The sequence below is a fragment of the Sphingobium fuliginis genome (assembly GCF_004152845.1).
GTDB classification, from domain to species: Bacteria; Pseudomonadota; Alphaproteobacteria; order Sphingomonadales; family Sphingomonadaceae; genus Sphingobium; species Sphingobium fuliginis.
Genome location: NZ_SEON01000001.1, coordinates 215,585 through 236,561, shown reverse-complemented (window position 1 = coordinate 236,561; position 20,977 = coordinate 215,585). Strand labels below are relative to the sequence as shown.

Annotated in this window: 22 protein-coding genes and 1 pseudogene; 10 read left to right on the top strand and 13 right to left on the bottom strand. The window is 65.8% G+C overall.

Annotated features, from left to right (window positions below; all coding sequences use genetic code 11):
- The first annotated feature begins 39 nt into the window (after nucleotides 1-39).
- The 6 genes from EWH10_RS01285 (at nucleotide 40) to EWH10_RS01260 (ending at nucleotide 5,920) form a co-directional block, all read left to right on the top strand.
- A complete protein-coding gene (locus EWH10_RS01285; protein ID WP_025547568.1) occupies nucleotides 40-357 on the top strand; it encodes a hypothetical protein in 318 nt (105 codons plus the stop codon).
- A 144-nt stretch (nucleotides 358-501) separates the two neighbouring features.
- Entirely contained in the window at nucleotides 502-714 is a 213-nt protein-coding gene (locus EWH10_RS01280) for a hypothetical protein (protein ID WP_226870181.1), read from the top strand.
- Nucleotides 715-872: 158 nt separating this feature from the next.
- Nucleotides 873-1,688 (top strand): ferredoxin--NADP reductase, encoded by an 816-nt coding sequence (locus tag EWH10_RS01275; protein WP_044662701.1) that lies wholly within the window; start codon nucleotides 873-875, stop codon nucleotides 1,686-1,688.
- 409 nt (nucleotides 1,689-2,097) lie between these two features.
- A complete protein-coding gene (locus EWH10_RS01270; RefSeq protein WP_052628245.1) occupies nucleotides 2,098-3,810 on the top strand; it encodes a toll/interleukin-1 receptor domain-containing protein in 1,713 nt (570 codons plus the stop codon).
- A complete protein-coding gene (locus EWH10_RS01265; protein ID WP_044662700.1) occupies nucleotides 3,811-4,410 on the top strand; it encodes a hypothetical protein in 600 nt (199 codons plus the stop codon).
- A 52-nt stretch (nucleotides 4,411-4,462) separates the two neighbouring features.
- On the top strand, nucleotides 4,463-5,920 hold the full coding sequence (locus EWH10_RS01260; protein WP_052628244.1) for a TRAFs-binding domain-containing protein: 1,458 nt from the start codon (nucleotides 4,463-4,465) through the stop codon (nucleotides 5,918-5,920).
- 183 nt (nucleotides 5,921-6,103) lie between these two features.
- On the opposite strand, the gene EWH10_RS01255 is transcribed toward EWH10_RS01260, so the two are convergent.
- From EWH10_RS01255 to EWH10_RS01230, 6 genes are all read right to left on the bottom strand, one after another.
- Entirely contained in the window at nucleotides 6,104-6,667 is a 564-nt protein-coding gene (locus EWH10_RS01255) for a Crp/Fnr family transcriptional regulator (protein ID WP_082718732.1), read from the bottom strand.
- A 354-nt stretch (nucleotides 6,668-7,021) separates the two neighbouring features.
- On the bottom strand, nucleotides 7,022-7,528 hold the full coding sequence (locus EWH10_RS01250) for a Csu type fimbrial protein (RefSeq protein ID WP_044662699.1): 507 nt from the start codon (nucleotides 7,526-7,528) through the stop codon (nucleotides 7,022-7,024).
- Nucleotides 7,525-9,852 carry a fimbria/pilus outer membrane usher protein gene (locus EWH10_RS01245; protein ID WP_229742411.1) on the bottom strand — a complete coding sequence of 776 codons (2,328 nt, stop codon included), beginning with the start codon at nucleotides 9,850-9,852 and terminating at the stop codon, nucleotides 7,525-7,527. The genes EWH10_RS01250 and EWH10_RS01245 overlap by 4 nt, the downstream gene beginning before the upstream one ends.
- Complete coding sequence (locus tag EWH10_RS01240; protein WP_044662698.1) at nucleotides 9,833-10,570, bottom strand: fimbrial biogenesis chaperone; 738 nt, start codon at nucleotides 10,568-10,570, stop codon at nucleotides 9,833-9,835. Before EWH10_RS01240 ends, EWH10_RS01245 begins: the two co-directional genes overlap by 20 nt.
- 11 nt (nucleotides 10,571-10,581) lie before the next feature.
- Nucleotides 10,582-11,082: a Csu type fimbrial protein gene (locus EWH10_RS01235; RefSeq protein ID WP_082166166.1), complete on the bottom strand. Its 501-nt coding sequence runs from the start codon at nucleotides 11,080-11,082 to the stop codon at nucleotides 10,582-10,584.
- Nucleotides 11,083-11,240: 158 nt separating this feature from the next.
- A complete protein-coding gene (locus EWH10_RS01230; protein WP_128830691.1) occupies nucleotides 11,241-11,534 on the bottom strand; it encodes a hypothetical protein in 294 nt (97 codons plus the stop codon).
- Between the two features lie 480 nt (nucleotides 11,535-12,014).
- On the opposite strand from EWH10_RS01230, the gene EWH10_RS01225 reads away from it, so the two are divergent.
- A complete protein-coding gene (locus EWH10_RS01225) occupies nucleotides 12,015-12,701 on the top strand; it encodes a spermidine synthase family protein (protein WP_371873077.1) in 687 nt (228 codons plus the stop codon).
- Nucleotides 12,702-12,802: 101 nt separating this feature from the next.
- Here the strand turns inward: EWH10_RS01225 and EWH10_RS01220 are convergent, their stop codons facing one another.
- The 3 genes from EWH10_RS01220 to EWH10_RS01210 are packed head-to-tail and all read right to left on the bottom strand — an operon-like array spanning nucleotide 12,803 to nucleotide 13,430.
- Nucleotides 12,803-12,973, bottom strand: coding sequence for a hypothetical protein (locus tag EWH10_RS01220; protein ID WP_162195972.1), 171 nt, complete (start codon nucleotides 12,971-12,973; stop codon nucleotides 12,803-12,805).
- A gap of 2 nt (nucleotides 12,974-12,975) precedes the next feature.
- Nucleotides 12,976-13,218, bottom strand: coding sequence for a hypothetical protein (locus tag EWH10_RS01215; RefSeq protein ID WP_025547548.1), 243 nt, complete (start codon nucleotides 13,216-13,218; stop codon nucleotides 12,976-12,978).
- Nucleotides 13,215-13,430, bottom strand: a complete 216-nt coding sequence (locus EWH10_RS01210) for a hypothetical protein (protein ID WP_044662696.1) — start codon at nucleotides 13,428-13,430, stop codon at nucleotides 13,215-13,217. The genes EWH10_RS01215 and EWH10_RS01210 overlap by 4 nt, the downstream gene beginning before the upstream one ends.
- A 401-nt stretch (nucleotides 13,431-13,831) precedes the next feature.
- On the opposite strand from EWH10_RS01210, the gene EWH10_RS01205 reads away from it, so the two are divergent.
- Complete coding sequence (locus EWH10_RS01205) at nucleotides 13,832-14,527, top strand: CDP-alcohol phosphatidyltransferase family protein (protein WP_044662695.1); 696 nt, start codon at nucleotides 13,832-13,834, stop codon at nucleotides 14,525-14,527.
- Nucleotides 14,528-14,578: 51 nt separating this feature from the next.
- Nucleotides 14,579-14,761: a hypothetical protein gene (locus EWH10_RS01200; RefSeq protein WP_025547543.1), complete on the top strand. Its 183-nt coding sequence runs from the start codon at nucleotides 14,579-14,581 to the stop codon at nucleotides 14,759-14,761.
- Between the two features lie 24 nt (nucleotides 14,762-14,785).
- On the opposite strand, the gene EWH10_RS01195 is transcribed toward EWH10_RS01200, so the two are convergent.
- Complete coding sequence (locus EWH10_RS01195; RefSeq protein WP_044662694.1) at nucleotides 14,786-15,154, bottom strand: response regulator; 369 nt, start codon at nucleotides 15,152-15,154, stop codon at nucleotides 14,786-14,788.
- Nucleotides 15,151-16,926 carry a sensor histidine kinase gene (locus EWH10_RS01190; protein WP_052628243.1) on the bottom strand — a complete coding sequence of 592 codons (1,776 nt, stop codon included), beginning with the start codon at nucleotides 16,924-16,926 and terminating at the stop codon, nucleotides 15,151-15,153. Before EWH10_RS01190 ends, EWH10_RS01195 begins: the two co-directional genes overlap by 4 nt.
- A 119-nt stretch (nucleotides 16,927-17,045) precedes the next feature.
- Between EWH10_RS01190 and EWH10_RS01185 the strand changes: the two genes are divergently transcribed.
- Complete coding sequence (locus EWH10_RS01185) at nucleotides 17,046-18,053, top strand: chemotaxis protein CheB (RefSeq protein ID WP_065846009.1); 1,008 nt, start codon at nucleotides 17,046-17,048, stop codon at nucleotides 18,051-18,053.
- A 43-nt stretch (nucleotides 18,054-18,096) separates the two neighbouring features.
- Here EWH10_RS01185 and EWH10_RS22190 read toward each other — a convergent pair.
- Both EWH10_RS22190 and EWH10_RS01175 read right to left on the bottom strand, forming a co-directional pair.
- Nucleotides 18,097-18,624: pseudogene (locus EWH10_RS22190) on the bottom strand (chemotaxis protein CheB); the annotation flags it as partial.
- 11 nt (nucleotides 18,625-18,635) lie between these two features.
- Entirely contained in the window at nucleotides 18,636-20,876 is a 2,241-nt protein-coding gene (locus tag EWH10_RS01175; protein ID WP_083198889.1) for a CheR family methyltransferase, read from the bottom strand.
- Nucleotides 20,877-20,977: the final 101 nt, after the last annotated feature.

Genomic DNA, 20,977 nt, shown 5'->3' with positions numbered 1-20,977 from the left:
GAATGCTATCCTGCATCAAACTTCAGCGGGATATGAGCTATGGCACTGTTCGACGATTTGCTGGGCAATATGGGTGGCCTGGAGGCGGTTGCCGCGAAGATCGGCCTTCAGCCCGACCAGATGCAGGCCTTGATGAGCGAAATCGGCGGCAAGATCGCTTCGGGCGAGACCGATGTCGCCGCGCTGGCGACCACGGCCGCCGAACATGGCGTGTCGGCGGACAAGTTGCAGGAGCTGTTCGCCCATTTCGGCGGCCCGGAAGCCATATTGGCGAAGATCGGCGGCCTGTTCGACCGGGATGGCGACGGCAATCCGCTCAACGAACTGGGCGGGCTGGCCAAAGGTCTTTTCGGCTGATCCGCCGTCCCGGCGCGCGCTGGGATGACGGATTTTGCGGAAATGGCCGGACATACCCCGGATTGGGTATGCTTTTGGATAGATAAGCGATTATGAGCTTGCTGCGGGACGGGCGTGTCGGCGCTCCGGGAGCAGGGGAAAATCATGATGATGGGGGATATGCTGCGCGGCAGCGCCGCCATTGCAGCGATATTGAGCAGCAACGCGCAGGCGCAGAGCCAATTTCTGTCCGGTGAATGGATGCAGGACGGGGCCTGCGTGCCCAGCTACCGCGCCCTGAATGCGCCGGAGACGCGCAATCTTCCCTGCTGCGTTCCGGCGCGTCGCGCGGTGCCGCCGCTTTGCCCGCGGTCCTGATCCGCGCGGATGATCGCCAGCTTTCGCACGGACAAGTTTTTTTCGCCTTGCCTTGGAACGTCCCAAGGGGCATTCGCGCTGCATAGCTTATTGCGAAGCCCACGCAACTGACGCTCTTACCCGCGACAGTCGCCCTGGATTTGGCAGGGGAAAAGGTTTTGAACGACGTGACGATCGAAAAGCCGGTGCTGGAACCGACCGGCGCGCTTTCAGTGGAAACCGTGCTGTCGGTGCGGCATTGGAACGAACATCTGTTCAGTTTCCGCATCACGCGGCCGGCCAGCTTCCGCTTCCGGTCGGGCGAGTTCGTGATGATCGGTTTGCAGGGCGACAATGGCAAGCCGCTGCTGCGCGCCTATTCGGTCGCCAGCCCCGCCTGGGACGAGGAACTGGAGTTCCTGTCGATCAAGGTGCAGGACGGGCCGCTGACGTCCAAACTGCAACTGATCCAGCCCGGCGACCAGATCTATCTGGGGCGTAAGCCGACCGGCACGCTCGTCACGGACGCGCTGCTGCCGGGCAAGCGGCTGTTCATGCTGTCGACCGGCACGGGCCTGGCGCCCTTCCTCAGCCTGGCGCGCGATCCGGACGTCTATGAATTTTACGAGCAGGTCGTGGTGGTGCATTCGGTCCGCCGGGTGAGCGACCTTGCCTTCCATGACGAGCTGTCGGGCAAGCTGGCGGACGACCCGCTGGTGGCGGAGCAGGCGGCCAGCCAGTTCCATTATGTGCCGACCGTGACGCGCGAACCCTTCCGCAACAACGTCCGCATCGACAAGCTGGTGGAAACGGGCGCGCTGTTCGAAGGGATTGCAGGCGAGCCGAGGTTCAATCCCGAGACCGACCGGATCATGATGTGCGGCAGCATGGAGATGATCAAGCAGTTCGGCGCCTATTTCGAGGAACAGGGCTTTGCCGAGGGCTCCAACGCCGCGCCGGGCGCCTATGTTATTGAGCGCGCCTTCGTAGGCTGATTGCCTGCGGCATCGGCAAGGGAAGGGCTGGCGGCGATGCCGGCCCTTCTGCTTTTCCGTGGATGGTCTTCATGATGGGGGCAGGCGGCGCAAGGCCGGCATCGCAACGGCGCCGGACGATGTCATCGCAATGAACCGGCTGCGACCCGAGGCTTTGCTTCTGGCCGGTCCATATCCTTGTTTCCCTTTCCCGTGCCGAAGGCAAGATGATCATCGTCCATTATGAACGGTTTATCGGATATGTTCCGGCGTCCGCGCATGGCCCCCGCGGCGAGTCGCGCCCGGGATGCGGCTCCATTCGGCCGTTGCGGCAGCGGGCGATTCGGCAAAGCGGTCGATTTTTCGGTGGAACATCGCGATAAGCAGTCCACCTCCGGCGTAGGAAGGGGCGACGGCGCGATTTGTGGAGATGCGGGCAGACAGTGCGAAGGCGGCCTACACCGCCTTCCTGAGCTATAATCACAGGGACGTTCGGGCCGCGCGCGGGCTGCAACGGCGGCTGGAATCCTATCGGCTGCCCAAGGGCGCCATGCGGTCCGACGGCGGGCGGCGGCTTGGCCCGATCTTCCGCGACCGCGACGAATTGCCTGCCGCGGCCGACCTGTCGGAGGCGGTGAAGCAGGCGCTTTCCCGATCGGCGGCTTTGGTGGTCCTGTGTTCGCCCCATGCGGCGGCTTCGCCCTGGGTGGACAAGGAAATCCGCCTGTTCCGCGTCCTCCATCCCGACCGGCCGATCCTGGCCGCGATCATCGAAGGCGAACCGGAAGAGGCCTTTCCGCCTGCGTTGCGGGACGGTGGCGAACCGCTTGCCGCCGACCTTCGGCGGGAGGGCGACGGCGTTCGGCTGGGCACCCTGAAGATCATTGCCGGGCTGGCCGGGATCGGCCTGGACCGGCTGGTGCAGCGCGATGCGCAGCGGCGCGTCCGGCGCGTGACGGCTGTCACGCTGGCCCTGCTGCTGGTCATGCTAGCTTTTCTCGCGCTGTCGATTGCGGCCTTGCAAGCGCAGCGGGAAGCGGAGCGGCAACGCGCCGAAGCAGAAGGGATCATTGAATTCATGCTGACCGATTTGCGGGAACGTCTGCGCAGCGTCGGTCGCCTGGATGCCCTGACCGTCGTCAACGACCGGGCGATGAACTATTATCGCGACCAGGGCGACCTCGACGATTTGCCGGACGACAGCCTGGAAAGGCGGGCGCGCATCCTTCAGGCGATGGGGGAGGACGATATTGCGCGCGGCAGCCTGCCGGCGGCGCGGCGCAAGTTCGAGGAAGCGCATCGCACCACCACCGCTCTGCTGGACGACGATCCCCAGCGGCCCGAATGGATCTTCGTCCACGCGCAGAGCGAATTCTGGATCGGGCAGGTCGATCAGCTATCCGGGCAGGCTGACGCCGCGCTCAGGCATTATCGGGCCTATCTGCATTGGGCCCGCGAGCTTTTCCGGTATCAGCCCCAGGCGGCGCGCAGCTTCACGGAAATGGGCTATGCGCTCAGCAACATCGCTTCGGTCCAATGGGAATCGAAGAACGACCATGACGATGCGATCCGGAATTATGCGAAGTCGCTCTACTGGTTCCAGCGGGCGCAGCAGGCCGATCCCGGATCGCTCAACATTCGCATGGAGGTGGCCGAACGCCATGCGCGGCTGGCCGACGTGCATTTCGACCGCCGCGACTTCCGGGCGTCGGAGCAGCATCGGCTGGAGCAACTGAGGCTGCTCGAACCCTTGCGGCGGGAAGATCCGCAAAATGGCGACATCGCCTATGACACTCTGGTGGCGACCCGTTCGCTTGCGCGGATCGCGTTCGAGACCGGTGAGACGGCCAAGGCGGTCAGGCTGCTGCGCGATGCGCGGAGCCAGTCTTCGGCGCTGCGCCAGCGCGATCCGGAGAACCAGAACTGGTTCGAGCAGCATTTGCGGCTGCTGATGGATGCAGCCGAGGTGGCGAGGGCGCGCCACCAGGGCGCGGAGGTCCACCGACTGGTCGACCAAGCTCGTCGGATCATGCATGATGCAAGTCCGACGGCCGCGGCGGACCCGGCATTTCGGGCTACGTCGATCCGGCGTCTGGATGCTATAGCACAGTCGAATGACAGGGCTTCGGCAAAGGGGGAGTGAATGCTGCCTTACGGGAACAGTGTCAGGACCATCGGCCCCGGCGACAAGATCGATCATGTTACCCTGCTCTCCATTCGCGTGCGGGAAGGCGCGTGGAATGTCAGCCGCTGGTTCGCGCCGATCTGCGAACGCGGACTGCAGGCCACGGAGGCGCGCCTGCTGAAGATGGCGCAGTCCCGCGACCCCGCGCAATATCCCGAATTCAGGGGCTATGGGTTCGAGAACATCGCCTTCGTCGAATATATGTGCTTCTTCACCATCATATTGGATGCGCCCGGCTACAGCTTCCATGACGGAAAGGACACCGATCCGATCTGGTTCGTGGAGAAGAAGGAAAACAGTTCGCTGCCCCCGCCGCCCGCGCCGGTGGCGCCCAACCGCAGCTTCTACGACCTGGAGATGACCGACATCGGCGGCTATCCGGCGCTGCGCTGCCGCAACTACATGTGCAACGGCTATACCGGCGAACCGTTGAAGGAAGGGGAGGAGCAGGGCTTCATCTTCAATCTCTATATTCGCGGCCGTTATGAACATGGCGGCGATTCGGGGGTTGTCCTGGCGATCGATCCCGACGGCGTCAGCAAGGGACCGCGGAAATAGGATCGCGCGAATCCGGTGGCGGCGGACGGGCGCTTGTGGGACAAGGCGGGAAATGATCAGGCCGCAGCTTAACAGCATCACGCGATTGGCCCGGGCGGGCGCGTTGGAACAGGCCTGGACCACATTCCATGCCGCCGGCCTGTCGCCGCAATCGGACGACCCGGATGTGCTGACGGTTTACGGACGCCTGCTGAAGGACCGCGCGGCGGGCGAGAGCGGCGCGGCGCGGGAAGAATTGTTGAACCGGGCCATCACCGCCTATGAGCGTGCTTCCGCCCTTTCGCATGCGACCTATCCGTTGATCAACGCGGCGACGCTGGCCTATGTGGCAGGGCGGCACGAGGCGGCGGTGACGCTGGCCAATGCCGTGATGACGCTGCTCGACGATCCGCTGCGCGCCGCCGAGACGCCCTATTGGATCGATGCGACGCGGGCCGAAGCGCTGCTGCTGCTGGGCCGGACCCAGGATGCCGAACGGATGCTGCGGCAGGCCATCGGGCATCAGCCCGAAGCGTGGGAAGACCATGCCTCCACGCTGCGACAGTTCGCGATGATCCTGGCGGAGGCGGGACGGCCGGCGGACTGGCTGGACCGCCACCGTCCGGCTTCGCCGCTCTATTTCGAGGGAATATTGGGCCTTGCAGCCGATGACGCCCAGGCGGCCCGCACGATTGCCGGGGCGGTGGATGCATTGGCCCCTTCCATGGTGATCGGGGCGCTGGCCGCCGGGGCGGACATATTGGTGGCGGAGGCGGCCATTGAGGCGGGCCGCCAGCTGCATGTCGTTCTGCCCTGTCCGGCCGAACTGTTCCGGGCGGCGTCGGTCGATCCTTTCGGTCCGGCATGGGCCGATCGGTTCGATGCGTTGATGGGAAGGGCGGTGTCGGTCAGGGAAATGGACGACTGGCAACCGCTCAGCAATGCATCCGTCGAGGTGTCGAGGCAGGCCGCCATGGGGCTGGCCCTGTGCGAGGCCAGGCGCCTGCAATCCTCCGCCCGCGCCTTGCAGATCGTCGGGCGGGGCGAGGAGGGGGGAGGCGACATGGCAGGCTGGGAAGCGCTGGGGCTGCGGCTGGATCGGCTGGCGCTGGAACGGAGCAACGCTGCTCAGGTCGCCCTGTCGCCGGAGGCGGAAGTCGTGGCGCTGATCGCCGTTCCGGAATCCCTGCCCTTCCACTTCGGCGGGGATGCGACGCTCTTGGTGGGGCAGGAGGGGCAGCATGCCTATGGCCTGTCTTCCCTTGCCGACGCGGCCCACAGGGCCGCTGCTTTGCGCGGCGACCATCCCGAGGCCCGGCTGGCGCTGGATTACCGCGCCCTGGCCGACACGCAGGACGGACGCTGGGATCGTGCGCTCATGATCGCCGCCGCGGACCTGGAGGGGGCGGTGGCGTTGAGCGAGTCGGCCGCCCTTGCCCTTGCCCTGCACGCGCCGGAGGCGAATGTGCAGCCGATGGGCGACATCAGGACGGCGTCGGGCGACCTGGCGCTTTATGGCCTGTTTCCCTGAGCCTGGGGGGAATCACCTCTTCTGGTCCGCGCTGAGTCCTTCGACAAGCTGAGGGCGAACGGATGTTGAGCGGCTCCGGTTCATCGGACGTTGCTCAGGATGTGCGAGGATCCGGCTTCCGCGACCGGGAGGAGAATCGGCGCTTGCAGGCCCGATCTCCGCATGGCGTGGTCCGGGCAGGCTTCAGGCTATCAATTCGGCGAGCAGGCGCGGCGCCAGTATCTCCAGCGCCTCGTCTGTCCGGCTGACGATGCCCCGCCGCAGCAGATGCGCAATGGCCCGGGATGTCGTCTCCCGCGTGGTATGCACCGACAGCGCCAGCGCGGACAGCACGGGCGGCGGCTCGATGCGGTTGGAGGCGCCCGCAAGGCGCAGCAGTTCGGCATAGACCCGGCCATTCGCCGTCAAAGTGGTCCTGGCGGCCATGCGGTCCAGCATCACGTCCAACTGCCGCGCGAACAGCAGGCTGAGGCCATGGGCGATATCCGCGCTGTGCCGCGCCAGGTCCACCAATGCCGAGGTTTCGATGCAGAGGAGATGGAGCGAACCCTGCGCGACGATGTCGCTGCGCAGCGCCGCCGGTTCGGGATAGCTGCCGAAGATTTCGCCCGGCCCGTGGGAAGCGAGCAAGGTCAACTGGCCATCGGCCGAGTTGATCTGGGCCTGGGCGGCGCCCTCCACGACCACCCAGCAATGATCGGCCAGGTCGCCCTGATGCGCGACGACGGCCTTGTGCGGAAAAACCATGTCGCGAACGGCGGACGCCAGAGCCTCGGCACCTGCCTGCCCACATGAAAACACGCTTCTGATAACGGCCAGCCGTTCCGTCTCAAGCAAGCTCTTCCCCCAAAAACCATGTGGGCCAGCGCGGTCGAACCTACCGGCTGATGGCTCTCAAAAAAAGGCCCAGCAGCGCGAAGGCTGCCGGGCCCTGAGTTGGAAATCAGGCAAGCCTGAGTTCCTCGGGTCGCGGGCGGAACAATAAGCGCCTCTTCCTATCTTGCGCGTGACGTGCATCACGCTTCGTCGATCTCCGACAAAGGCGTTGGGCGGGAGAAGGCGCCTACATGCTCAGCTTGACGCCGGCCCGTATACGCTGCCCTAATAGGTGACGGTCACCGTCAGCGTGTCGAGATAGCCGGCGCCGGCCGCCACATTCTGTCCCGCCGGGATGCGGCCGTAGACGGTGACGCTGTCGTTGAATACCAGCAATGCCAGGACGGTGCGCGTGACGTTGACCGATCCGCCGGTGCCGTTGCCCCATATCTGCGTGCGTGCGGCGTTGGTGTAGAGGTTGTAGTTGAGGGCAGCGGCGCCCCTTCGCAGCGTGCGTGGCGCGAAGCTGCCGGAACTGCCGGCGCTGATGTCGATCGTGTAGGAGCCGGCCAGCGCCACCAGAAGATCGCAATGGACGTTGATCGTACCCGTCGCGTCGGTCGCGGTGGGCGAGAGCGGATTATAGTTGCCGAAGCTGATGCCGGTGGCCGTGACCGTGCAGGAGCAGCCGGCCAGACCGTTGCAGGCGGCCTGGGCAGGGCTTGGCTGCATCAGGAACAGGATGGCCGTCAGCAGCGGCAGGGCCGTCAGGGCCTGAGCGCGCCGCCTCATGGCGCCGGCTCCCGCTGGAACGCGCAGGCGACGGGGCCGATGCGGGGCAGCGTATCGCGCGGCGCGATGCCTGTCACGGTCGCCTTGCAGACGCCGCCGCCCGTGTCGATCTCCAGCACCATCCCTTCGCGGAGATTGCGCACGAAAATTTCTCCGCCGAAGCCGACGAACAGCGTCTCGCCGCCGTCGGTGCGTACGTTCGCGCCGGCTGCGACCGGCTTGCCGTCGGCGGTGGCGACGACCACCGTGCCCGGCCGGTCCTGCTCGACCGGGAAGCGGGCATGGGCCGCTCCCCTGATCCGCGGAACGACGATCATCGTGTCGTCGGGCAGCCGCACGTCCAGCGGCAGGTCGGACGGCGCCAGCGAAATCCGGTTCGCCTCATAGGGTCGCAGGTCCGGAACAATGGCGATGCCCCGCCGGTCGGTGCGCGCGACGGGGCGGTTTTCCTGATAGATGCGCACATTGCCCTGCCCCGGCACCTCGACCACGCCAAAGCCATTTTCGATCCGCCGGGAGGCATGGATGCCGCCGGCCGCGAACATGACCCCGCCGCTCGCGAGCAGCCTCACGCCCGTCTTGCCCCGGAAGCGGGCCGCCTCCAGGCTCAGCTCGCCCGTGGAGCCGCGCCAGTTCATTTCCGCCTGCTGCCGGTCGTTTTCGCCCTCGCTGCCCGCCAGGCGATAGCCCCAGCCGCCCGAAAGCGGCGCCGTCCGCCGTATTTCCGCCAGGCGGTTGCGATTGTCGCCCTGCGCATAGACGCTGGTCCGCGTGCCCAGCGGAATGGTGAGGCCAAGGCCGACGACCGCCTCCGGTTCCCGACCCGCCATGTCGCTGCGGAGGGCGAACAGGCTCATATAGGCGCGGCTGCCGATCCCGACGCTGTAATTGGCCGATCCGATCCTCGCCCGGTTGCCGTCGCCATATTCAAGGTCGGTCCAGGTCACGACCATGCTGCCCAGATCGCCAAGCGACGCCCCGGCCGACGCCTGGAACTGCCGCGCGATGCGGTCCGCCGGGCGGTCTATGCCGATCTGGTCGAAGCCATCCGACGCGCGCTGATAGCTGAGCGCGATGTTCCAGCGCGGCGTGATGCGCGCGAAGGAGGCGCGATAGAGGCCGCCGCTCCCCTCCCTCCCGCGCGATCCCGCCAAAGCGAGGCTGAATTCCCCGAGCAGCGGCCAGACGAACGACAGGCCGCCGCCCAGCATTTGCACGTCGCCGCTCGCCTCCGCCCGGGCATCCACGGTCAGCCAGTCCGTCAGGCCGCGCCTGTAGCTGCCCGCGGCGAAGGCGGTGCCGTAGCTGAAGCTGGCAATGCCATAGTCGCGCCGTTCCGCCCCGGCTTCGAACGACCAGGCGGACAGCCCGGCGCTGAGCAGCCGGGGGCTGACATAATAGGGCGTGCGCACGCGCCGTTCGACGCCCGTGGCGTCGCGCACGACCAGCGTCACCTCGCCCGCGCCCGTCACCAGAGGCACCTGATCGATGGAGAAGGGCCCCTGATCGACGTCCGACTGGAAGCGCACGGCATTGTTCACGAGCAGTTCGACATTGGAGGGCACGGCGGTGCGGCCGAGAAAGGCGGGGGTGGGAAAGGTGATGAGGGTGGGACTGAGTCCGAATTCCGTGCCGTAGCGAACGCCGCCATAGCGTATCTGGCGGCCCCAGTCGGGGCTGGTCGTGACGGTATCGCCCAGGATCAGTCGGCGGAGATCCTGGGGATCGTCGCGGATGAAATAGCTGTCGAGCCGCACGACGCCGTTGCCGATGCCGCTGCTCTGCCCGACCGTCATGCTGTTGGCGAACAGGCCCCAATCGTCCGACAGGCCGGCTTCCAGGAAGGCGGAGGAGGCCAGTTCGTCCTGATGGGAGACCGACAGGTCGTAATTGAGGAAGGCGGCGAAGGTGCCGGCTGTGGGCAGCAGCCTGCCGGCCGATCCGGAAAGCCGCTGCACCGCGAACCGTTCGGCGGGTACGGTCAGGTCAAGCTGCTGGCTGGCCGCATCGAAGGAGGGCGTGATGAAGGAGGGGAGGGGGACCAGCGCCTCTCCGTCGATCGTCACGGGCGGGGCATCGGCGCGGATCTTCCAGCGTTCGAGGTCCGCGGCCTTCAGGAACCAGGCGTCGCCGCGCCGCCCGGCCAGTATCTCGCCCTCCTGCGCCTGGCCGTTGACCAGAAGCCGGACCAGCATCAGCGAGGGCCCGTCGCCGTCTTCCCCGGCGGCCGGCGGCGATCCATGGCCGGGGGGAGCCTGGGCGGCGGCGGGGCGGGACAGGAGGCAGAGCGCGACCATGGCCCCTTCAAGGGCGCGCGACTTCACGGGGCCGCTCCTCTGCAACGATCTCCGCGGCGACATCCGCCTGATCGGTCATCGCGTCGAGTTTCAGGGTCTGGCCGGAAGCGATGGATGCGGCAGTGTCGAGGACGACCTGCTGCGAGGAGCCGGGGAGCAGATAGACCGACATGTCCTGCCGGGCCACTTGCGGACCGCCCTTGCGCGACAGGATCAGGCGGTTGATCTGCACATGGGCGTTGCCTTCGTTGCGGATGGCGAAGGTCATCTGGCGCGGTCCGCTGGGCCAGGCGCGCCAGACCAGCCTGCCCGACCCGCGAGCCGGGGGCACGAAGATCGGAATGCTGATCCGCAGGAGCGTCTGGACGGTTCCGGCGGGAACCGCGCGGGTGCCGGGCACCTCCTCCAGGATCACGCGATAGCTCTTCTCCGCAGCGCCTGTTCCCGTCCTCAGGCCGAAGCGGGCGATCTGCACGGCGCCGGGCCGCATCTCGAACAGGGCGGGATTGGCGAGCACGTCGCGGGTCTCCTCCAGCACGTCTTCGCCCTTTTCCTGCCGCCAGCCATAGACGCGGAGCTGGACGCGGGCGCTTTCCTTGCTGCTGTTCTCTATCGTCATCGTCTGCACCGGTTCCGCCGGCGTCAGCACGACGCGCACCGGGAAGACCTTGAGCCCCGCCGCCTGCACGGGCGGCGCAAAGAGCATCGCCGCCGCTGCCGCAACGCTTGCATATCCCCTGTTCATCTTTTCGCGCTTCAGTAGTTGACGGTTACGGTGACCGTATCGGCATAGCCGCCCGCCGGCACATTCTGGCTTGGCGGGATGCGGCCATAGACGGTGAGCGTGCTGGGCAGCACCGGTGCGGTGGTGGCCGGCGGCGTGTCGGTGCCCGGCGTGTTGCCCCAATTATTCGTGCGCGTCGTCTCCCGGAAGAGGCCATAGTTGAGGAGGTTGGCGCCGTTGACCATCTTCCGGCTGGTGACGGTGGCGCCGCTCGACGTGCCCGCGTTCAGGCCGACGGTGAAGGACGTGCCGACCGTGCACAGCACCGAAAGCGTGGTCGTGGCATCGAGCGGCGTGGCCGATGTGGGATCGTAGTTTCCGAAGCTGAGGGGGTTCGCCGTCACGGCGCAGGCGGTGAGGACGGTCGCCGTCACCGGGAATGTCGTCGTCGTCTGCGCCGCCTGCGCGGCGTCCGGCAAAGCCATTCCGAATATCAGCAGCCCGGCCAGATGGCCTTTGCCATACCGCTTCATGCGCATCTCCTGTAACGCATCCTGCGCCCTGTTCTGGCTATAGGCGCACTCCATGAGCATCGCGGGACCGGCTGCAGCATGTCTGTCCCAATGCCGGTCGTCGCGAGGGAGGAAACGGCGGAAGGCGCGAAGTTGTTCCGATTATTCCGAGGCTTAGGTTAAAATGATACCTCGATATAGCGGGTGGCGGCAGGGGATGCGCCTTGCCCCGCGTGCGCCGGTTCCGCGCCATGGCCGGGAGCGGGCGAAGTCGTGGCCTTTCCGGCCATATATATCCGGGGGCGCTGGCCGGATATGCAATCCACCCGCAGGCCCTCCACGGTGCATGGGGCCACGACCACGGCGCCCACGGCCATGCGCTGCTTCGCTTCGGCGGCATGGACGCTTCCGGTTGAGCCAAGTGCAAGCATGGCCAGAGCCGTGGCGGATTTCATCGGGCTATGGGTGGGCATGTCGTTCCTTCCTCCCTATAGACGACCGCGCAGGTCGTCCATTTAGCCTGTATCCACATTCAGCCCTGATGGCCTGCAAATGGCGCCTGTTGCGCATCCGGCGCTGCCCATGCCTTGAATATGCGCCATTCAGGGGATGCACGTCACTCATTGGAGGATCACGAAAAACCGGCATTTTCGGCTCGTCCTCTTCTGAATGTCGATGCGGGCCGCCAGCGATCTTCGGGGCTGCATGCGCAGCGGCCTTGCAAAGGGAAGACAGGCGGGGCATTGCACGGCGTCACCGCGCAATGGACGCCATGCTGGTTTACGTCGCGATTGATCTTGAAATGCGACAGGAACGGCATGGATCGCAACGACGCCTCGCCAAAGCGGCCCCACCGCCAGCGGCCGCCCGGCCATGAGCCGCAAGGCAGGCCGGCCGGGATCATCGGACAGGGGCAATCCCCCGCCGCCCGCCGAGGCCGCCCGCCGATAGAAATGGTGGATGTCGCGGACATTCCCGGCGGCGGCCAGTTGCACCTGCTCAAATGCGGCAAGGAATATTCCATCCAGTTCGGTCGCGACGAGTTGATGGGCAGTCAGGACCATGTTTCGGAAATGGCGCTGGCCACGCTGACGAGCGAGCGTCTCGACAGGAAGGACGGTCATGTCCTGGTGGGGGGACTGGGCATGGGCTTCACGCTGGACGCCGTGCTGGGTTCCTGGACCTGCGACGCGCTGGTGACGGTCGCGGAACTGGTGCCGCAGATACTGGTGTGGGCCAAGGGGCCGCTGGCGCATCTGTTCAGGGACAATCTCGCGGACCCGCGCGTCAGCGTTCGGGTGGTCGACGTCTATGACATCATCATGGAGGGGCCGGATCGGTTCGACGCCATCCTGCTGGATGTCGACAACGGTCCGGACGGTTTCATCACGTCGCGCAACGACCGGCTCTATTCGCATGCCGGACTCTCCGCCGCCTATGACGCCTTGCGGCCGGGCGGGCTGTTGTCCGTCTGGTCCTCCTATTCCGACGATTGCTTTGCGGGGCGGCTGGAGGAAGCGGGTTTCGACGTCGATGAGATCGTCCTGCCGGCCTATATCGGCAGCACGGAACGCTGGCACAATATCTGGTTTGCCGCCAAGCCGGGCCCGGCCATCCGGAAGGCAGCCGCTTCGCGCTGACAGCGGCTCAGTCGTCCCATTTCCCGCCGGATTTCTTCTTCTGTCGTTCGCCCAGCATATAATATTGGCGCATGCAGGGACAAATATTCGGCTATATTCCGCTATCGATGGCGTGATGTCGCCTCTTCCTCTTCCCGGCGCAGAACAGAGATGATCTTGGCATAGGCCCTTGCCTGCTCTTCATGCCTCGTCCGCTCCACCGGGCAGATGGCCAGATCGGCATGATTCAATTCGGCCTTTCTGCGACGGTCGAGATAATCGAACTGGCTCATGACTATTTCCATCGTGCCGGCGGCGTCCATTGTCTGGCCATGTGCGACGCTGATCGCGTGACGCTGCCCTCGATCAGCCTGTCCTTCATCAGGACGCGGAAGGCGTCCGCGTCCCGCGGATCGAGCAGGACGACCCGCGCCCCGCCCGAAACCAGTTCCTCCAGCGCGGATATGCGGAAGGCGTGCTTCGTGCACATCGTCTTGATGCTGTCCGGCGTGGCGCGGACGTTGACGACCCTGCTCATGCCGCGCCGCCCTCCACATTGAAGGGAAAGGGGTTGAAGGGCGCCGAACCGTCCGCCCGCCTGGAACGATAGGGATGGGGGTGATGGCGGATCCGCGCCGCATATCCCTGCGCGAGCCGTTCGTGGACGCGGCCGGCCTCCGGACTGTGCGCCGTCCGGGCGCGCAGCAGTTCTTCCTGTTCGCGCTTGAGCAGATAGTTCAGGTCTTCCATGACGAGGCTCCTCGGCTGGCAAGCGGGAGCACGATGGTCTCTCTGTCACGGCGAATGCTTGCGGCAAATTTCGCGCAATAAAGGAACTGTAGCACAAGGGGCCGCTCCCGTCTCGCGCGAAAGTCGTGCAAGTTCCAAAAACTTCTGTTCGGGTCATGCAGAGGATGCTACCAGCAGTCATCGGATTTCCGCTTCGCACGATCCGACAGAGAGACTTGCGTGCTCCCGCGCAGAGGGAGCATGTCGTGCAGGAAGATTGTCTTTCCTTTCAGGTCGCGCCGGTCGTATCGGTCGTCGTGCCGATCCTTCCGGGACGGTGCGTCTTCGGACGGAGCGGCTGATGCCGCGAATATGACGGCGCTGCGGCGCTCCCGTTGTTCCAGACTGTTATCCAAGGCCCCATGACGATCCAGCCCCCATCTCCCCCATCGCTCTCCCGAATCCAGCAGAACTGGCTTGCCGCGAACGAGCGGCGGTTGCTTGGCTGGCTGTGCGGCCGGATGCCCGCCTGGGTCACGCCGGACCGGTTGACGGCGACCGGAATGGTCGGCGCGCTGATGATATTCGCCGGCTATGCCGCCAGCAACGTCGCGTCGGCCTGGCTGCTGTTGGCGATTGCGGGCTATGCGGTGCAGTGGTTCGGTGACTCCATGGACGGCAGCCTGGCGCGGTATCGGCGGATCGAGCGACCGTCCTACGGTTATTTCATCGATCATAGCTGCGATGGGCTGGCGACGCTGCTCATCCTTGCCGGGATCGGCCTCAGCCCGTTCGTGACGATGGATGTCGCGCTGATCGCGCTGGCGGGTTATCTGCTGCTGTCGATCCATGCCTTTCTGTCCGCGCGGGTATTGGGGGAATTGAAGCTTTCCTATCTTTCCGCCGGGCCGACCGAACTCAGGCTGCTGCTGATCGGACTGACGGTCATGATGATGGTGCTGGGGTCCGGTCCAGGCCTGTTCGGGCGCTGGTCGGGCTTCGACCTCTTCGTCGGGACGGCCGGTTCGATCCTGATCCTTCTTTTCATCGGCCAGACCCTGGTCACGGGCAGAAGGCTCGCTCTGGCGGAAACGGCGCATCGCCATGCTTCCAAATGAGGCGGCGGCGCCCCGGATCGGTGCGGGGGCGCTCATCATCGGGAGACAGTCATGACCGTGCGCCTCGCCCATTTCGCCATAGAGGCCGACGGCGAAAGCTATCGGTTGCGCCTGACGCTGGAGGACGGTTCGATCCTGGTGGTCGGGGCGTCCTTCGATCAGCTCGACCGATTGGGCGAGGAGATAGACCGGCGTCTTGACGCCGACCAGGACCTGTTGCCGCCCGACCTCTGAAGCAGCCGATCATCGGGATCTGCCCTAGGGCAGAAGCGACTTCAGCGCGCTGCGCAAGCGGTCGGGCCTGAACGGCTTCACCAGGCGCGGCACGTCCGCGAAGCGGGCGGGGATGGTCCATCCGTCATAGCCCGTGGCGAAGGCGAAGGGGATGCGCTGCTCCACCAGCGCGTCGGCGACGGGAAACGCCATGTCGCCGCACAGATTGACGTCGAGCACGGCCAGGTCGATCCGCGTTCCGGACCCGATCAGGGACAGCGCGTCCGCGACGCGCGGCACCGGCCCCAGGATCACGGCATTGTCCTGTTCCAGGGCCTCGGCAATATCGGCGGCGATGAGATATTCATCCTCTGCGATCAATATGCGGCAATCCTGCAGCGCAGCTTCGGTCATCTTCCACCGCCTTCACTATCCTCAGAGGGGACGCGCACGTCGATCGTGCAATGAACGCCGTCAGTCTCCACGGCGTAGCTGGTTTGCGCATTGAGCTGATAGGGCAAGGCGCGTTCGATCAGTTCCCGGCCATAGCCGCCGCCCTTCGGTTCCGCACCGGGGGCGGGCAGTTCGGACACGCCGCGCTCGCGCCAGTCGACGAACAGCCGGCATTCGCCCGGCGCGGGCCTGCGGATGTCCCAGCGGACCTCCAGCCGGCCGGCGGGTTGCGACAGCGCGCCATATTTCACCGCGTTGGTCGCCAGTTCGTGCAGGGCGAGCGCGAGCGTCTGAACCGTCGCCGATTTCAGCGATATGCCGGCCGGCCCGGTAAGCGTCACATGCTCTCCCCTGCCGTCTGCATCCAGCGGGACATGGGCGGACAGTTCCTCGCGCAGCAGCGCGTCGAACGTGACCCGCAGCCCGCCCTTGCGACGGGATAGCAGTCCCTGGACGCGGGCCAGCGCATCGAATCGGTCCCCGATGCACTGGGCGAAATGATCGAGCGAATGGCTGCCCTTCAGCGTGCGCGCCGTGACCGACTGGACCACCGCCATCAGGTTGCGCGTGCGGTGCTGAAGTTCCCCCACCAGCACTTCCTGATGCGCCTGCAACTGGACGATGTCGTCGACATCGGTCGACGTTCCCAGCCATTCGAGCAAGCTGCTCTCGCTGGAGCGCACGGGTACGCCGCGGGTACGGAAATGGCGGTAGCGCCGGTCCTGCGCGTTGAATATCCGTCCTTCGATCTCCAGGCTGCCGGTCTGTTGCGCCCGGGTCCATGCCGCCATGGCATGATCCCGGTCGTCGGGATGGAGCATCTCCAGCCAGCCGAGCGACCGGCTGGCCTTCTCGCTCTGGCCGGTGAAGGCGCTCCATTGCGGGCTGGACCAGGTCCACTGGCCGCTGTCCACGGCGCGCCAGACGAGTTGGGGCATGCCCTCGATCAGCGTGCGGAACCGCAATTCGCTGCGTTGCAGCGCCTCCATGGCGGTGCGTTGCTCATGCATGTCGGTGGCGGCGGCGAACCAGGCGAGGATCGTGCCGTTCGCGTCGCGCATCGGTTCGGCGCGGATCAGGAACCAGCGATAATCGCCCTGCGCGTCGCGAATGCGGTGCTGTTCCTGATAGACGGTGCCCGCCGCCATCGCCTGCGCCCAGGCCGCGAGGGAGGAGGCGCGGTCCAGCGGATGCAGCGCATTGGTCCAGCCTTCTTCCTTCAGTTCCTCCTTATCCCAGCCGGTATAGTCGCACCAGCGCTGGTTGAACCAGTTGGCATGGCCGGTGGCGTCGCTGCGCCAGAGGAGGTCGGGCACAAGGTCCGCGATCGTGCGCAGGGAGTTTTCGGTCGCGCGCAACGTGTCGTTGATCTCCTGGATCTGGCGGGTGCGTTCCTCGACGCGGCCGTCCAGTTCGTGATTGGCCTGTTGCAGGCTGCTGTTGGCGACTTCCAGTTCCTCCGTCAGGACCTGCAATTCCTCGAAGGCGACGCGCAGCTCCTCTTCGGCCTGCCCCTGTTCGACGGACGGCAGGGCAGGGGGCGCCGGCGGCGGCGCCGAGCGGGCGGCCTGAAGGTCCTGCGACAATTGGGTCACGCGGCGGCTCAGCCGGTCGCGATCCTCCATCAGGCGCGCATTCTCCTCCAGCGCGGATTCGAGGGACGTGCGCAACTGTTCGACCTCGTCGAGCAGCCTGGCGCTGATCTGCCCCGGAGCTTCAGCCTTCTTGCCCATGATTTTCCCTGTTGCGTCACCCTGATAACGCGCCCGCGGGGGAATTGGCTCTAAAATAAGTTGGTTCCGTCTGAACCTTTTTGTCGGCGCGCTTCGTTGCCCCCATGGAGAAGCACAGCATGCCCAGCAGGGACATTATCGTGATCGGGGCATCGGCCGGGGGAGTGGATGCCCTGCGCCGGCTCTGCGCCGCGCTGCCCGCCGATCTTCGCGCCTCGCTGTTCGTCGCCCAGCATCTTTCGCCTTCGGCGCGCAGCGTGCTGCCGCAATTGCTCGACAGGGCCGGGCCCTTGCCTGCGCTGTCCCCGGTGGACGGACAGGCGATCGAGCCGGGGCACATCTATGTGTGCGCGCCCGACATGCATCTGCTGCTGCGTCCCGGCAGGATATTGATGCGGCGCGGTCCCTATGAGAACCGCACGCGGCCGGCGGTGAACGCCCTGTTCCGATCGGCGGCGATCCATTATGGCGGGCGCGTGACCGGCATCGTGCTGACCGGCCTGCTGGACGACGGGACCGATGGGCTGATCGCGGTCAAGGCGGCCGGCGGGCTTTCGGTCGTGCAGGACCCCGCCGACGCGGAATGGCCGTCCATGCCGCGCAACGCGCTGAAGCGCGATCATGTCGACCATGCGCTCGCCCTGGATCATATACCCGACCTGCTCGCGCGGCTGGTGCGGGAGGAAGCGGGGCCGACCATACCCCTGCCCGAGGAATATCTGATCGAGGACCGGATTGCCGCACAGGAGTTTGCCGTGGCTGAACCGCAGATCGTCACGCCGGGTGAGCCCAGCCACCTGTCCTGCCCCGATTGCGGGGGCGTGCTGAACCATATCGAGACTGAGGATGAAGTCCGCTTCCGCTGCCAGGTCGGCCATGCCTTCACGCCGCTGGGACTGGCGGCGGCGCAGAATGACGAGCTGGAGCGGGCGCTGGCGATTGCGGTGCGGACGCATCGGGACCGCATCCGGCTGTTCGAACAGATGCAGCACAGCGCGGAGAAACGCGGCCTGGCGCATGCGGTCCAGCGCTGGACGGAAGCTTCGCGGGAAAGCGGGCATATGATCGAGGTGCTGGAAGAGGCGATGACGAGCCTGCGCAAGGCGTCGAACGAAGCGGAGGGTTGAGGCTGCCCGGCGGCCGGCCGTAATGGAGCAGCAGCGCGCTCATCTCTGCAAGGGGGCAGACATGGTCCACCGGCGCGCAGGCGATGGCCCGTTGCGGCATGGAAGGAGCGACCGCCTCCGCCGGGTCCTGCACGATCGCGATGCCGCCGCCCTGCTTGATCGCCAGCAGGCCCGCCGAACCGTCCTGCAGCTTCCCGGTCAGCACGATGCCGACGACGCGCGGGCCATAGGCGGCGGCGGAGGATCGGAACAGCGGGTCGATGGCGGGCCTGCTGAAATTCTCCTTGTCGCCATGGGCCAGCCTGACGCGGCCGCCCTCCACCGTCATGTGCAGGTCGGGCGGGGCGACATAGATATGTCCGGCCAGTATCTCCTCGCCATCGGCGGGCTGGCCGGCGGGCAGCTTGCCAGCGCGGTTCAATATGTCCGCGAGCCGGCTGACGCCGGTGCCGACATGCAGTACGATGAGCATGGCCGCGTCCATCCCGGCGGGAAGCTGCGCCACCAGCCGGACGAGCGCATCGACGCCGCCAGTGGAGGCGCCGACGACGATGATGTCATGGCCGGCCATGTGCCGCCTTTCTATTCGAGCGCGGCGGACAGTTCGCGCTCGCTCCTGTCATATACCATGGCGACGAGGATGGGCGGCGTTTCTTCGGAAAAATATTGCAGGCGCAGGTCGACGGGCAGACTGCCGCCTTCCCCGAACCGCATCGCCGTCTGGAGCGGCAGCTCCGGCAGTTCGCCGCCCAGCAGCGGGGCGAGGATGGCGTGCAGGTCGTCGGCGGATATGTCCGGCAGCAGGTCGGGCAGGGCCATGCGCGAAAGCTGGTGGGCGTTGAAGCCCAGCTTCTTCTGCGCGCTGTCGTTCACCAGCAGGAAGCGAAGATTATCGGGGTCCAGAAAGTAGATCTGATTGGCCGCGCCGCCCAGCACGCGGCCAAGATAACGGGTGTAATCCTCGCTGTTGCGTTCGTCGGTAATGTCCTGGAAGACGAGCACCAGCCCGTGATTCGCGCCGGTTTCGTCCAGCAGGCCGGTAATGCGTATCCGGCAGATGATGCGGCGTCCGCGTCGGTCCAGCCCCTCGAGCTGGCGCTCGGTCTGCTCCTCCGACCCCGACTGGACCGCGATCATGTTGTCGCGCAACTGTTGGACGGGCAGGCCGATGTCCAGCCTGTCGAAACTGGTGCCGAGCACCTCCTCCGCGCGCAGGCCCCAGCTGTTTTCGCTCCAGCGGTTCCAGCTCTGGATGAAATGGCGCGGGTCGAGCACGACGATGCCCGCATTCATCGAGCGCAGCACCGATTCGAGATGGAGGCGGTACCCGGCCGCCTGTTCGGCCTGTATGCGCAGTTCCTCGTTGACCGATTCCATCTCCTCATTGGAGGAGCGGGCTTCCTCGTTCAGCGTTTCCAGTTCCTCATTGGTGGACTGGAGTTCCTCATTGGTGGTCTCCAGCTCCTCATTGGTGGACTGAAGCTCCTCATTGGTGGTTTCCAGTTCTTCATTGGCGGACTGGAGTTCCTCGATCGACTGTTCGAGATTTTCCTGCGCCGCCTCCAGTTCCCGCCGCAAGCCGTGAATGCCGGTATGGTCGTGGAAAGCGAGCAGGATGGCATGCACGCTGCCGTCCGCGCGCTGGAGCGGGCGGACGTCGATGGTGAGCCGCATCACCTCCGTCTGGTTGAGCCGATATTCCTGGTCCTCCAGCCGCAGGCCCCTGCGGCCGCGGAACGCCTCGTCAATCGGGCCGCGCAATTCTATGGGACGGTAGGAAATGGGCAGGTCCTGGAACGGCCGGCCAAGATCGGCCTCGCCCACGCCCAGCAGGTTGCGGGCCGGAAGATTGGCGAGCGCCACCGCGCCGCTGTCGTCGATCACCAGCAGGGCGGTGCCGACCTCGTCGATCACGGCCTCCAGCAGGTGGACGTCGGGCAGGGGCATGTCGAGCCGGGTCGGGCGGTTGGCGGTGAAGCTGCCGTTCAGAGGGCGGCGCCATTCCTGGGGCACCTTGGCGAAAATGCGGTGCTTCATGTCGACGGGCCGGAACAGCGAGGATCGCGCAAGCTGCGTTTCCGCCTTGCCCAGGAACAGGAAACCATCGGGGTTCAGCGCATAATGCAGGCGCGGCAGCACGATCGACTGGGTTTCGGCCTCCAGATAGATCAGCAGATTGCGGCAGGTGAGCAGGTCGATGCGCGAGATGGGCGCGTCATGCACGACATTGTGGCGGCCGAAGATCACGCATTTGCGCAATTCCCGCTCGAACACATAATGATTGCTGGTCCGCTCGAAATATTTTTCGAGCAGATGGCCGGGCACGCTCTCGACCTCCCGGGGCGAATAGGTGGCGACCCGCGCCACCTTCAGCGCTTCCTCGTCCAGATCTGTCGCATATATCTTCACGCGCCGGCAGAAGTCGCCCATGCCCATCGCCTCGGCCAGCAGCATGGCGATGGAATAGGGTTCCTCGCCGCTGGCGCAGCCCACGCTCCAGACCCGGATCGCGCGGTCGTCCTCCGCATTTTTGAGGATTTCCGGGATCACCTCGTCGCGGATCACGTTCCACGCATCCTCGTCGCGGAAGAAGGAGGTGACGTTGATCAGGACGGTGTTCAGCAGTTCCTCATATTCGCTGGGCTGCGCCTCCAGGCAGGTACGGTAGGCGGCGAAATCCTCCGCGCCGACCGCCTCCATCCGCAGGGAGATGCGCCGCCGCAGGCTGGTGCGCTTGTAGCCGCGGAAGTCCAGTCCCCGACTCTCCTGAATGTGACGCAGCAGGGCTTCGAACTCGGGATCGGGGGCAGCTCTTTCGACCATTGAACTCTTTCGGCTCCGCAACAGGATTGCCCTTGCTATGCCCGAATGGCGCCGCCGTCCATGCCGCTTGCCTGCGAAGCCGAAATATCAACGGGTTGCCG